Genomic DNA, 13,475 nt, shown 5'->3' with positions numbered 1-13,475 from the left:
GATGTCTATAATGAGAAACGATTGCATTCCTCTCTGGGCTATCGACCACCCAACGAGTTCGAGGCCCTACTGAGGAACGAAAAAGTGAACCGCCAAACCGTCCTACCCTAACCTGTCCAACAAAAGGGGTTCACTCCAGTTATACCCCTCGTTAGGCGTGAACCGCTGGCCCATAATCGTATCACCGTACTTGTCTGTCAGGCGCCAATAATAGGCCATAGCGCCGCCGGAGTAGTCGATATATTCGCACTTGTAGTCCGGTGGAAGTAAGGTGGTCGGCGTTAACGGATTAAGGGCATTCGACGGCTTCTTGAAAGCTACTGGACGCTCAACCGCGGTCGCTTTATTCAGCTTCGGTGCGTTCGGGTTGTACTTTTCAACAGTGTTCAATCCAACCTTGGGCGCATCTGAACTAATAGCCGCACCGTTAAGGATGACCAATAACCCTAAAGCAAGTAACACGATTGCAAGCGGGGTAAGCACTAATGTCATTCGGATAATTGATAAACCACTCTTATGGTTTCTCATGATTCCTCCTTAATGCCATTTAATAGTTAAATATTTCTAGTTCATTGAGCATTTGGTAGGTCATTACCACCTCCTCGGTAATAAATTAATGAGTCTAAAAACGCCATTCGGTTTCCTATTCTGTGAACCGATTAGACTTCAGCAACGCCTGACCATATCAGGCCGGGGCTAATGACGAAGTTGACAGACGATGTTCGCCCAATAAAGAAAGATTGATGAAAACTTAATTAAATATATTTGGGCCATTAGGCTCTGTCAATGACTATTTTCGATTTTTGGTGATCCCAAATAAGATTATGCCGCTCTTAGGAGCTTTGCTTTGGTCTTCCGGCCCCTGCAAAGAGCCGGGTTGCAATTATCTCAGGCCACTCCGCGGCAGTTTTGGGGATAGTTTTGAAGGCTCGCGCGGCAGATTTGGCGCCCAGCCGTTGGGCAAACCGGACCAACTCATAGCGAAGCATTCGAGGGTCTTTACATTTGCGCATATTGGAATGACATAGGGGATTCATCCCGCCTTTCAGTACTCGCCACCACTCCCTAATCGCCCTTCCCAAACCCCTTCCCATAAATCAGCAGGGGGATAACTTCCCTATTCTGCTTCCCAACTTTCCTGCCTATTCCTCTTGACGAATGCGGAATTATCGGTATATTTACAGCCTTGATTATTTTTAACTATAAAGGTTTAAGATGAAACGGACATTTCAACCATCGAATCGTAAGCGTATTAACGACCACGGTTTTCGCAAACGGATGGCTACGGCTGATGGCCGCAAGGTTCTGGCCCGCCGCCGGGCCAAAGGAAGAAAGAGACTTACCGTCTCAACCAAAAGAAAAAAATAGCTTGCCCCGTCACAGTCTAAAAAGCAGGAAGATGATTCAGGCTTTGTTCCAGAGCGGCAAAAGGTTTCGTTCGGGCAATCTGACTGTCTATCGGGATAGTGAACCGGCGAAAATCCGCGGCGGCTATTTGGCCGCATATATAATCTCATCCGAGGCAGGATGTGCGGTCGAACGTAACCGGATTAAAAGATGGCTCCGCGTGGATTTCCGCAAACAGCAGGAACTCGGCCGCCTCGAGGGGACTTTCCTGATTCGTTTCAGGGGAATCGCCGCCGAAACATCTCATGAGCGTCTTCGGGGTGAACTGGATAAGACCTGTAAGTCAATCAGAATTGATGGATAAGAAGAAAATCTCCATATTCAGCTATCCTTTTCTGGGGGCCATTCTGGTCTACCGGTATACCCTCTCCCCATTTGTGGGCGGGCAATGCCGTTTCCACCCGACCTGCTCCCGTTATGCCGAGGAGGCAATCAAAGAATATGGAGCTTTCCGGGGGATGATTCTGGCGGTCAAACGGATTTTCCGCTGTCACCCGTGGCATGAGGGAGGTTTCGATCCGATCCCTCCCCGAAACATTCAATATAAGGATGTAGGGTAGCAAATTGGATAAGAAAACTATTTTGCTGGTAGTACTTCTGGGGATGCTGGTCATTTTCTGGATTCCGATAATGACCAATCTGGGTCTTATGAAGCCAATGCCGCCACGCCAGACACCCGTCGCCATCGATACACTGCGCGTGGTTGATACAACCCGAAACGCTGTTCAGCCCCGCGACACGACCGTCGCGGCGCTTGTTGATACGTCCGGCGGCGTCACGGCCGTTCTGCCGCAGATGGAAAATCTTCCCGAAGATACGATCATTGTCGAAACCGATGTCTGGCTGGTGACCCTGACCAATCACGGGGGCGGCCCGGTTTCGCTCAAGCTCAACGATTATAATTACAATAATAACGGCCCGGTGGAGATGCTCCCCGAATGCCGCCAGGTAACTCCCGATTTCATGTTTCTCGGCGGGGCTTTTGATGCCGGAAAGCTGGTTTACCAGTCATCGCTTCCGAAAGGGAAATATTCGGTCGCCGGCACGCCGCTCGAAATATCTTACAGTTTTCAGAAAGAGGGCGGCGCCACCATAACCAAAAGATACCGTTTCTACCAGGATCGGTATGACTATGACCTGGTGTTGACAGTCGATAAACGTTCCGGTCTCGGCATCGAACGGGAGTACTCATTCGAATGGAACAACCGCCTCGATCCCACCGAACTCGACCTTTTCAGCGAATACAACACTATGTGGGCAATGGCCTATCAGGGAACCGAACGAGTCAAATTCGATAAGTATACCGATAACAAATTCAACCGCACCGAAAGCGGCAACACCAACTGGATCGCCAACCGTTCGAAGTATTTCACCTATATCCTGATTCCCCGCTCCGATACGGCGGTCGCCGCCAAAGCGTCCGGTTTGAAAGAAAAAATCGTTACCGCCCGGGGCACCTTCGAAAGAAGGACACTCACTACCGGATTGGTGATGAATATCCCGCAAAATGAAACCCTGTCCGATTCCTTTACGGTCTTTGTCGGGCCGATCGATTATGAGATTTTGCGCGGTTACGGCAATAACGTTCTTGATATTATCGATATCGGTACGACCCCGGTGGTGGGATGGATTATCAAAATATTCGCCATTCCTATCATGTGGCTGCTGCCGCGGATGTATGACATTATCCCCAATTACGGCGTGGTCATAATTCTCTTCTCTCTGGTTATCAAACTTCTTACCTGGCCCCTTTCCAAGAAGACCGTGCAGTCAATGATGGCTATGAAGGAAATCCAGCCGAAACTGGAGGAACTGAAGAAGAAACACAAGAACAATCCTCAGGCGCTCAATAAGGAAATGATGAAGCTGTATAAAGAGCATGGGGTCAATCCCTTTTCGGGCTGTCTGCCGTACCTGCCGCAGCTACCACTGTTTATCGCCCTCTATTCGGTCTTCAGCGCCACCATCGTTCTTCGCCAGGCTCCTTTTGTGCTCTGGTGGAATGATCTCTCCCGCGGGGCGCTTTCATTCACCGACCCATACATTATAATGGTGATAGTAATGATGGTGCTGATGTTTGTGCAGCAGAAAATGACCATGACCGACCCCAAAAACAAGATCCTTATCTATATCATGCCCCTTTTCATGGGATTCATATTTTACAAGGCCGCCGCCGGGTTGGTTTTGTACTGGACCTGTTTTTCCCTATTTTCATTCATTGAACAGTTGGTTGTCAAACCGCACAAACAACCGACTGTCCCGGTCCAACAATAATCATATTTACGATCTTCAAATATCAAGGGTACGCCAACAGCGTGCCCTTTTCGTTTATATGACAGTGCTTTTGGGTCGATACATCGGTCGACCTCTACACATTAATACACTGCTCCGGATTGTCATTATCGAGCGCCCATTTCAGCGGGTTTTCTATTATATATTTTCTAATTTCATTCAGGTCGTATTCATTGCGAATGACATGTTCATAGTAATTGCGCTGCCAGAGGCGACGGGCAAGCGGCTTCCAACGATTCGTTTTTACCCCTTTAATATATTCATTTGTTGTCATGGTTTTGTACCATTGCACGATATGTGGTAGGGGCGAACCGACGTGTTCGCCCTTCTTGATCTCGGCTGTTTTTCTTGGGTCGACACATCGGTCGACCCCTACAATCACAATAACTCCATGCAAATGATTGGGCATTATCACATATTGATCAATTTGCACTGGCACAAAATGTCTGGGTAATTCCTGCCACCACATATCAATCATTCTGCCTGCATCATTCAATATCATTTTACCGGATGCGATTTCACCAAACAGATGTTCTTTGTTCTGCGTGCAAATGGTGACAAAATACGCGCCATCCTGTGAATAATCATATTCCGACAACCGTATGGAGCGGCGCCCGCCCAATCTCTCATGCACCATATATATTTTCTAATTATGCTGCCCTGCCGACATGTCGGGGCTAACCGTGGCGTTCGCCCGAATACTCCTTCATCTCCATGATAAATTCCACTACTTAATTGCGTTAATCAATCTAATCTGCCAAGCTCAATATGCTTAGATGGGGGCGAATTCAAGCTTGAAGTTATCGTTGGATTTCTTTGCTTTCCATATCTTACAATCCGGCAATCGATGCGTAATTATAGAAATGATCTCACGCTCTACTTTTGAGTTCATTTGGCACCCCAGAATAACTCGTCTGATTGCACTCTTTGATATATATCGTGCCAAGCTAGTCTTGCCTACATAAATGAATCGATATTCTTTTTCATACTGCCAAGCGGGAGATTTGCAGCAAAAAACCTTCATATATCTTTCATGGTCCTGGTCTGTATCGTTTAACGGTATCACTACTGGCAATTCCTTCTCATATTTTACCTTGGCAAAATCTATCAAGTGCCTATCAGTTCTCAAAAGATCAAATAGTTCCTCAGCCAGCAATTTCGCATCTACTTCGACACAAAAACCATGGTGTGAATCAGCATAATGCGACCACAGCAGAATATTTTTGTACACTCCGGCAAATGATAATATCCCGTGTGATTCCTCAATAAGCCTCGAAAAGTCACTATAGCCTTTTTCTCTGACATTGCTGTCTGCAGAAAGCGATGGATGGCACGCCATTATTCTCTCGCACTCAGCCCTTAGTCTTTGTTCATCCCAATCAGGGTGCCTTTCGCGTCCCAGATTAGAGATTCGCTTGAATAGTCCATCACGCGGCATTAGATCATATCTAAATGGTATTTTACAGTCAAAAGGATCATTGAGTGAAGCGGGCGATGCAAACCAGACCATTTGATTTGTGATGATCTTTCGATCATTGATATTATTGTCACTCCACGACCTAAATTTATATAGATATTGCGGTACCTTTTTCTCCACCATTGCTCGGCGTCTCCCCTCCATCCAATCAGCATCTTCATGCAATTTCATTTCTTCTCCTGTCTCGCTTTTTCTATCAGGCGCACGTCCGCGTGTGGTGTCCCATCACCAATGCAACTCTCCATCCCTCGATTGGTGCAACCACTTGATATACAACAAATATATCTCATATTTTTAATTGTCAATCAATCACTTATTTTATGTTTTTTTGCCAAAATTGATACAACCCCCTTGAGACTCAGCCCCGCCCTATCACGCTGCAATTCTAATAGCTACATCTTCGCCACGCAGCCGGCGATCAGGTCGCGAAGTTTCGGCTCCGCCTTGTTGGCGGTCGCAATAATCTCCTCCAGCGAGCAGGCAGTCAGAGCATCCGGCAGACCCATATCGGTGATAATCGAGAAAGCCAGCACTTTTGTATGCTGGTGCCGCGCCGCAATCACCTCCGGCACGGTCGACATCCCGACCACATCGGCGCCGATTGTACGAAGGAACCGGTACTCCGCCGCCGTCTCAAGATTCGGCCCGGCCACCGCCACATAGACACCCTTTTTCACCGGCAGCTTCTGTTCCAGTGCAACTTCCTCGGCGAGTCGCACCAACTCCTTGTCGTAGCAGTTGTACATGTCCGGAAACCGGTCGCCGATAGTATCATCATTGGGGCCGATCAGGGGGTTGTTTCCCAGAAGATTGATATGGTCAGTGATTATCATTATATCTCCACGCCGGAACAGTGGATTGAGTCCGCCGCAGGCATTGGAAACAATCAGCGTTTTTATCCCGAGCTCTTTCATCACCCGCACCGGGAAAGTGACCTGTTGCAGCGTGTACCCTTCGTAATAGTGGAACCGCCCCTGCATCGCCACCACCGGCTTCCCTTTGAGATTCCCGAACAGCAACCTCCCCGCGTGTGATTCCACCGTCGAGACCGGGAAATGCGGTATCTTGCCGTAGTCAACTCTGGCGCTGATTTCGATACCATCGGCCAGCGACCCCAGCCCGGTGCCGAGAATAATTCCTATCTCCGGTATTGTTTTCGTCTCTGTTCGTATATAGACGCTTGCTTCGTTAACCATGCTCTTAAGGTTGCCCATCTTTTTTCTCCTCCGGGGCGCCGGTTTCCAGACGGAACTGCTCCACAATCCGGTCGATTTCCACCTCCGGGTTGTTCACTCGGGGCGGCTCTTTCTGCTCGCTTTCCGGCTTGAGCGGATCCATCGATTCCAACAGTTTCAGGAATACTCCCAGGTCGGCTTGAAGCCTGGCGAAAAGGGAACGGCGGGTGAAATCCAGCTCCTCATACCGCTGTTCCAGTTCGACCACGCGCCGGTGTTTCTGCTCGATAGCATCATCGCGACGGCGCCGTGCCTCGGCTATAACCAGGTCAGCCTCGCGTTTGGCATTGGAAAGCATCGTCTCGGCCCCGCGCTGTGCCTCTACTATTGCTGACTTAATCGTTTCTTCCAACCCTTTCAGATCCTCATACCTCCGGGTCAGCGACTCTTTTTCCTCACTCACTTTCAGGAGCGCCACCCGGGCTTCCTCCAGAGCGGTGGCCGCCGCCTCCATGAACGAATCAACTTCGGCACGGTTGTACCCCCGTATGGAAGAGGAAAATTTAAGATTCCGTATTTCGTTGGGTGTTAATTCCATCTGGCACCTTCTCTATTCATGTTTTTATATATTTCGAATGCAGCCATATTTCATTCCGATAACCGCCGGCCGAAAATGGCGGTCCCTATCCGTACCATGTTGGATCCTTCCTCAATCGCCGTCTCATAATCGCCCGACATCCCCATCGACAACCATCGGAAAGATTCCCCGACTATTTCTTTACTCCGCTCATAAAGCTCACGGGTAAGCCGAAAGGCCCGGCGAACATGCTCCGGGTCGTCGCTCAACGGGCCGATCGTCATCAGGCCGCAGAGATTAATCTGCCCCAGTTCCAAGACACTTCTGACCAGATTGAGCGCCATCGAGGGGGGCACCCCACTCTTGGTCATCTCGCCCGAGGAGTTGATCTCGAGCAGGCAGTCAACCTTCTTCCCCAGCTTCTCGCCGACAATATTGATCTCCTCGACTATTTTCATCGTGTCAACCGACTGAATCAGATCAAAAAGGTCAAGAGCTCTTTTCACCTTGTTGGTTTGAAGGTGTCCGATCATATGCCAGCGGGCCGCCTTGCCGAGAACTGCTATTTTCGGCTCCGCCTCCTGCACTTTGCTTTCACCGATATCGGTGATACCGCAATTCAGGAGGACTTCAATCGCTTCAATCGAAAAGGTCTTTGAGACCGCCACTATTATAATCTCCTTCGGCTCCCGGCCCGCTTTCGCGGCGGCTGTAGCGACCTTGCCTCTGATCTTTATGAGATTGCTTTCAATATGCTCAAACATCACTTGCTCTTCTTCCAACCTATTATATGCTTTTTGCTTGGGCAAATTCAATAAAAATATGGGCGGATTCATCGGCCCGGTGCGTATCATGTGGCAACATAAATACTTGACTTTTTCGGTCAGTTTAGTAAAATGGGAAAAATCGGTTATTAAAATATTAAGGAGATATACCCCAATGATTGACAAAACCTCCGATCCTCTGGAAGCGATCAAAATCGCGATCCAGCGCGAACAGGAAGCGCATGATTTTTATTTCAATCACGCCAAGCTGTTCGAAAATGAGGCGACCAAAGAGATGTTCCTGTTTCTGGCCGTTGAGGAAGAAAAACACCGCGATAAACTTCAGGCCGAGCTTGATAAAAACTATCTCTATGAGATGTGATTGACTCTCAAACTGAGTTGAATTTGAAGGAGAAGCTAATGACCCCGGTTAATCCCGACATTCTGGCGGCGTTGACCTCCGGCATCCAGTCCGAGGTGGCCGCGTACGTGTTCTATATAGAAGCGGCAAAGAAAATCGACGCCGCCGAAATCCAGGCGACCCTGCACCAATTGGCCGGTGAAGAGAAAGGCCATTTTCATGTCCTGGAACGCCAGTACGATTCACTCATCCGTTCCGAGAAATGGATCAGCACCGCCGATATCCTGAAACAGAAAGGGCTGCCGGAAATCAATGAAGAGATGACCGCCGTGCATAAAGAACTGATTGAACAGGTGAGAAGAATAAAGGGTCGGCGGGAGATATTGGAGATGGCGCTTCGGCTGGAAACCGAGGCGCGCGACCTTTTCCGCGGCGCTTCTCAGAAATCCACCTCGAAAGAGGCCAAAGATATTTTCGACCAGTTGACCCGCTTTGAAGAAGGACATATGACCATTGTCAGGAGGATGATGGCCCAGGTAGGCGATTGATTCGATTGGTTGAAAATTCAAAAGAAGTCCGCTTCGGCGGACTTTTTTTATTGCCACGGCCACGGCTGTCCCCTTTATTCCCCCCATGCAGAAGAAGCTATTGAATTGGCTGGAAATCGATTCCAGAGCCTTTACCCGGAATATTCTGACAATCAGGAAACTGGCTGGCAATCGTCTCATCGCCGCCGCAGTCAAATCAAATGCCTATGGGCATGGCCTGCCGGAGATGTTGACTCTGTTGAAAAAAGAGAAAATCCCCTATATCGCTGTCCACTCCCTTGAGGAGGCCGCAGCTTCCCGAAAATTCGGCTGGGACAGAAGTGTTCTTATGGTCGGCTACATTGCTCTAAATGACCTGGCTGATGTTTTGGAGTTGGATCTTGAACCGACCATCTACAATCTTGAGACTATTTCCAGACTGGGGCAACTGGGCGGCAAATGTGGCCGTAAGATCGATATCCATCTAAAAGTTGAAACCGGCACTAACCGGCAGGGGGTAGAACTGGGCAGAATTGACAAATTTGTCGACGCCATAAAAAAATATCCATCCCTGCATTTAAAAGGCGTCTCCACTCATTTTGCCAATATTGAGGACACGACCGACCACACCTATGCCAATTTCCAGCTCAGAGAATTCAACAGAATTGTTACCAAAATCAAGAGCCTCGGCCTTAAACCCGATTATCGCCACACCGCCTGCTCGGCTGCCTTGCTTCTCTTTGAGGATACCAAACTTGAGCTGGTTCGGCCCGGAATCGCCCTCTACGGTCTCTGGCCCTCCAAAGAAACCTATTTATCTTACCTTCTGGCAGGAGGTTCCAACAGTATCCTGACTCCCATGATGGCGTGGAAAACCAGGGTAATTCAGATAAAAGAGGTTCCTCCCGATGCCTTTGTCGGTTACGGTTGCACTTACCGGACAACTGCACGAACCAGATTAGCGGTCCTGCCAATCGGCTATTATGATGGTTATTCGCGGGCTCTATCGAATTTGGCTCATGTCCTGATCAAAGGGAAACGTGCGCCGGTTCGGGGACGTGTCTGCATGAACCTTGTGATGGTCGATGTCACTGATATTAAAGGAGTTAAACTTGAGGAACCGGTGACTCTGATGGGGCCGGATGGCTCCGAGCGGATTACCGCCGACCAGCTTGCCGCCTGGGCGGGGACGGTCAATTATGAAATTGTGAGCCGAATAAGCAATCATATTCCTCGGGTGATTGTCTGACCTGAGTCCATTTCATCGCATTTGGACCGATGAAATTTATACAACGGGTGTCAGCATTTTTTATAACTTTCCTATTCTTAACATATTGCGCCATTTAGGCAAGCTTTACTGATAATCTCCGGTATTTTTCTCTTGACATAAAATGACTTAATGAGTTATTTGTTTCTTGTGAATGAATTCACATTCTCAGTTGGAGAATAATTTTTATCTTAGTGAGAGGTTTTTTTGTGATTTCTGAAAGTAGTAAGCGAAAAATATCGGAATCGACCATCCATCGGCTTTCGCTCTATTATCGGATTCTTTCGGTTCTTGAGAAAGAAAATCATCAGACCGTTTCCTCCAAGGAATTGGCCAAGAGAGAGAAATTGACTCCGGCCCAGGTTCGTAAAGACCTCTCTTTTTTCGGTTCCTTTGGGACACGCGGTCTTGGCTACCCTGTTGTGGAATTGAAACGCCAAATCGGGGAGATTCTCGGTTTGAGTCGCTCCTGGAATGTAGCGCTGGTAGGTGTGGGAAATATCGGGTCGGCGCTGGTGGGGTATAAGGAGTTTCTGCGTCAGGGATTCCAGATAAAAATCATTTTTGATAATGATCAGCGCAAGATTGGCTCCAACCATAAAGGAATCCTGGTCGCCGATGTCAAGAATCTGGAGTCGAAGCTTAAAGAGCATGATATTGAAATAGTCGTGGTTGCGGTTCCGGCCAGCGTGGCACAATATATTGTGGATGATGTGGTCAAGGCCGGAATACGGGCCATCTTGAATTTTGCTCCGGTAAATCTGAAAGTTCCCGAGGATGTTTTTCTCCGGAATGAGAATATGTCCATGGAGTTGGAATATCTCTCTTTTGCCCTGGTCAATCTTCAAAACGGGCGGGGAACAAACAAATAAGAAATGTTGTATTAAGAAAAACCATCTCAAGGGATTGAGGTGGTAATTACCTTTTAAAGTGTCACCTTGGATCGGCGCCCGCCTTAAAAAGCGGGCGCCTTTTTTCTTGGTCTGATAGTCAGCATTTATCTATTGCTTGACTTAACCTGCAACATCTTTTTACTTTGGGAGTATAAGTTATATAATTTCAATTTATTGGAGATTGCAGGTGCGGAGACTTTATTCCCTTATATTCATGATCGGACTTCTGATTTCGACGACCGTATCAGCGGCAAACGAAGACAGCCTTAATATTTATCTTCAGAAAGCCGGAACTGCCTATACCCGGAATGAAGTGAAAAGCTCGATCGAAAACTACCAGAACGCGTTGCGCCTGGATCCCAAAAACCTGATCGCCCTCAAAAATCTGGCCATCATTTATGTTACCAGAGAAGAATATAACAGGGCTCTGGAGTTCCTGGATAAGGCTCGCAAAATCGATAGTACTGATGGCGAGATATACAATACTATTGGCGTCATTTACGCCAGCCTGGGTGATACCGCCAGGGCTATCAACGGCTACAAGCGGGCGCTGGCTTTTCAGCCTGATAAAGTCGTCGCAGCCAAAAACCTGGGCAGCCTCCTGATTGGCATTAATCGCCTGACAGAAGCGATCGAAAGCTTGCGCCAGGCTTTGAAATATGATACGACCGACGCCGATCTCTATTTTATGATGGGTAATGCTCATCTGGGAACTGGTGATGTTGGTACCAGCGAGACTTATCTAGATCGGGCGGCAGCGATGAAACCCGGTTCGGCCCAATTCCTGTACTTGCAGGGAGTCGTCAAGGACAAACTGGCCAAGCAATATGAGGCGGAATCTGCATATAAGAAAGTAATCGAGATTCAGCCCAACCATTTTGATGCGCGCCAGCACCTGGGAGTTATCTATATTATGACCGGAAAGTACCCGGAAGCTCTGGCGCAATTCGAAGAGGCGGTACGAATAAAACCGGAAAGTGATGACGCCCGGATTGCTCTTGGCGCGGCATACATGTACAACGACATGACGCAAAAGGCCAAGGATGTCTATGATTATCTTCAGAGCCGGAATCCTGAAGCCGCCAAAAGAATGATGGAATTGATCAATCCCGAACAGAAGTGAGTGGCTACGGACTTTTCGCTCCGCCCGGATTCTGAATTTCCGCGATTATTACTTTAACAGAATCATTTTTCGTGATTGGCTGAAGGCGCCGCTCTTAAGTTGATAAAAGTATATCCCAGAGGATATTTCACGACCCCGACTATCCCGGCCATCCCATATTGAGCTGTATTTTCCGGCAGGCAGGGTTCGATCGACAAGTGTGGCTACTTTTCTCCCCAAAATATCATAGATGAAAATGGCGACCTGGGCACGAGCGGAAATTGAGTAGGAAATTGATGTCGAGGAATTAAATGGGTTGGGATGATTTTGGGCCAAAGAAAAATCGCGCGGGAGCGGGGAATCGATCGGTTCGTAAATGCCGGTCGGTTCAGGAATATATCGTGTAACCCCCTGTCCGAAAGTGCCAAACCAGAGTTCTCCGGCGGAATCAAGCGCCATTGAGGTTACATCACAACTGGATAAATTATGATCAATATTGTACGTAGTCCAGTGGGAATGGGTATCCAGGCGGCTCACCGGCACTCCCGGTCGAGACGACATAGCATGTCCAAACCAAATATCTCCGGCCGTATCAATCGCAATAGAATTCACACGGTTGGCGGCCAGGCCGTCCGAAGTATCATAGTTGGTCCAGGTCGAGACACCATCGAAACGGCTGACACCGTTGCCGGTACCGATCCATAGATTTCCCGATCCGTCCATGGCAAAGCAGCGAACCGAATCACTGATAAGACCGCTATTGGCCACGGTATAATTTGTCCACTGGGAATTGCTATCTAATTTGGAGATACCGCCATAAGTACCGAACCAGACATTACCTGCGAGGTCACTGAAAATACTCAATATCCGATTGTTGACAAGCCCGTCACCGACCTGATAGATTTTCCAGGAGGAAACAAGATCATAACGGCTGACACCGGAGCCGGCGGTGCCGATCCAGAGGTTGCCCGACTGGTCCATCGCCAGAGAAGTGATATTGACACTGGCCAGACCGCTGTCCGGGCCCTGTTTATAGCTTGTCCAGGTTGTGTCACCATCATACTTGAAAATACCCGCCACCTGAGTTCCCAGCCAGATATTACCGGCCGGGTCGAATGCAATCGCCGTTATGATATTATTCGCAATGTCGCTGTTGGTCTGATTGAAAACCGTCCATGACACGCCTCCCTCATATTTGGCGAGACTTCCCCCGAGCCCTGTTCCCGGATATGATCCAAACCATTTGGCTCCGTTGCCATCAACACCGATACAAAGGATATTGTCATCACCAAGCCCGCTGTTTTGAGTGTCATAATATATCCATTCACCGGCGGCGTGCGGCATGATGCCAAAAAAGAGAATTGACAGAAAAAACAGGATATGGAGATAATTGCGCAGCATATAACTCCCTCTGGATGGGGCCAAGTAATTCTCATTCACAATCATAATATACGCAATGGTTACTTTCGGTCAAAGCGATAACTGTTTCTGTAAAATCCATCATGCCATCGGAATTCGATTTAGCACAAAAATCCTGCGCGGGCAGGCTCGCCCGGTTTTCAGACTTGCCAAAAGAGGACCATTGTATTATTCTTAAGTTGTTGTAAAACAATATAGTATTTCCTTTTGCCGA

The 13,475-nt window shown here is 48.3% G+C and carries 16 protein-coding genes; 9 read left to right on the top strand and 7 right to left on the bottom strand.

The window, feature by feature from the left end; translation table 11 throughout:
• Positions 1–102: 102 nt before the first annotated feature.
• Positions 103–528 (bottom strand): hypothetical protein, encoded by a 426-nt coding sequence (locus tag NT002_10775; protein MCX6829746.1) that lies wholly within the window; start codon positions 526–528, stop codon positions 103–105.
• A gap of 687 nt (positions 529–1,215) precedes the next feature.
• Here NT002_10775 and rpmH point away from each other — a divergent pair.
• Genes rpmH through yidC form a run of 4 tightly spaced genes read left to right on the top strand, consistent with a single transcriptional unit; the run spans position 1,216 to position 3,681 of the window.
• Positions 1,216–1,368, top strand: a complete 153-nt coding sequence (rpmH, locus tag NT002_10770; protein ID MCX6829745.1) for a 50S ribosomal protein L34 — start codon at positions 1,216–1,218, stop codon at positions 1,366–1,368.
• A gap of 1 nt (position 1,369) precedes the next feature.
• Entirely contained in the window at positions 1,370–1,711 is a 342-nt protein-coding gene (gene rnpA, locus NT002_10765; protein MCX6829744.1) for a ribonuclease P protein component, read from the top strand.
• Complete coding sequence (yidD, locus tag NT002_10760; protein ID MCX6829743.1) at positions 1,704–1,967, top strand: membrane protein insertion efficiency factor YidD; 264 nt, start codon at positions 1,704–1,706, stop codon at positions 1,965–1,967. Before rnpA ends, yidD begins: the two co-directional genes overlap by 8 nt.
• A gap of 4 nt (positions 1,968–1,971) precedes the next feature.
• Positions 1,972–3,681: a membrane protein insertase YidC gene (yidC, locus tag NT002_10755; protein ID MCX6829742.1), complete on the top strand. Its 1,710-nt coding sequence runs from the start codon at positions 1,972–1,974 to the stop codon at positions 3,679–3,681.
• Positions 3,682–3,775: 94 nt separating this feature from the next.
• On the opposite strand, the gene NT002_10750 is transcribed toward yidC, so the two are convergent.
• The 5 genes from NT002_10750 to NT002_10730 form a co-directional block, all read right to left on the bottom strand.
• Positions 3,776–4,336, bottom strand: a complete 561-nt coding sequence (locus NT002_10750; protein ID MCX6829741.1) for a transposase — start codon at positions 4,334–4,336, stop codon at positions 3,776–3,778.
• A gap of 135 nt (positions 4,337–4,471) precedes the next feature.
• The gene (locus NT002_10745; protein ID MCX6829740.1) at positions 4,472–5,347 is read right to left on the bottom strand and encodes a DUF2971 domain-containing protein; all 876 of its coding nucleotides are present in this window, start codon (positions 5,345–5,347) and stop codon (positions 4,472–4,474) included.
• 221 nt (positions 5,348–5,568) lie between these two features.
• Complete coding sequence (locus tag NT002_10740) at positions 5,569–6,390, bottom strand: purine-nucleoside phosphorylase (GenBank protein MCX6829739.1); 822 nt, start codon at positions 6,388–6,390, stop codon at positions 5,569–5,571.
• Positions 6,377–6,949 (bottom strand): DivIVA domain-containing protein, encoded by a 573-nt coding sequence (locus NT002_10735; GenBank protein ID MCX6829738.1) that lies wholly within the window; start codon positions 6,947–6,949, stop codon positions 6,377–6,379. Before NT002_10735 ends, NT002_10740 begins: the two co-directional genes overlap by 14 nt.
• 50 nt (positions 6,950–6,999) lie before the next feature.
• A complete protein-coding gene (locus NT002_10730) occupies positions 7,000–7,692 on the bottom strand; it encodes a YggS family pyridoxal phosphate-dependent enzyme (protein ID MCX6829737.1) in 693 nt (230 codons plus the stop codon).
• Positions 7,693–7,867: 175 nt separating this feature from the next.
• On the opposite strand from NT002_10730, the gene NT002_10725 reads away from it, so the two are divergent.
• The 5 genes from NT002_10725 (at position 7,868) to NT002_10705 (ending at position 11,863) form a co-directional block, all read left to right on the top strand.
• Positions 7,868–8,074 carry a hypothetical protein gene (locus NT002_10725; protein ID MCX6829736.1) on the top strand — a complete coding sequence of 69 codons (207 nt, stop codon included), beginning with the start codon at positions 7,868–7,870 and terminating at the stop codon, positions 8,072–8,074.
• A 38-nt stretch (positions 8,075–8,112) separates the two neighbouring features.
• Positions 8,113–8,601 (top strand): ferritin family protein, encoded by a 489-nt coding sequence (locus NT002_10720; protein MCX6829735.1) that lies wholly within the window; start codon positions 8,113–8,115, stop codon positions 8,599–8,601.
• 100 nt (positions 8,602–8,701) lie between these two features.
• Positions 8,702–9,829, top strand: coding sequence for an alanine racemase (gene alr, locus NT002_10715; protein MCX6829734.1), 1,128 nt, complete (start codon positions 8,702–8,704; stop codon positions 9,827–9,829).
• Positions 9,830–10,059: 230 nt separating this feature from the next.
• Entirely contained in the window at positions 10,060–10,719 is a 660-nt protein-coding gene (locus NT002_10710; protein ID MCX6829733.1) for a redox-sensing transcriptional repressor Rex, read from the top strand.
• A 208-nt stretch (positions 10,720–10,927) separates the two neighbouring features.
• A complete protein-coding gene (locus NT002_10705) occupies positions 10,928–11,863 on the top strand; it encodes a tetratricopeptide repeat protein (GenBank protein ID MCX6829732.1) in 936 nt (311 codons plus the stop codon).
• 48 nt (positions 11,864–11,911) lie between these two features.
• Here NT002_10705 and NT002_10700 read toward each other — a convergent pair whose 3' ends face one another.
• Positions 11,912–13,243: a T9SS type A sorting domain-containing protein gene (locus tag NT002_10700; protein MCX6829731.1), complete on the bottom strand. Its 1,332-nt coding sequence runs from the start codon at positions 13,241–13,243 to the stop codon at positions 11,912–11,914.
• Positions 13,244–13,475: the final 232 nt, after the last annotated feature.

It is taken from the genome of Candidatus Zixiibacteriota bacterium, assembly GCA_026397505.1.
Lineage (GTDB): Bacteria > Zixibacteria > MSB-5A5 > GN15 > PGXB01 > JAPLUR01.
Note: the sequence above shows the minus strand (reverse complement) of the source record. Positions and strands in the feature narration are given on the sequence as shown.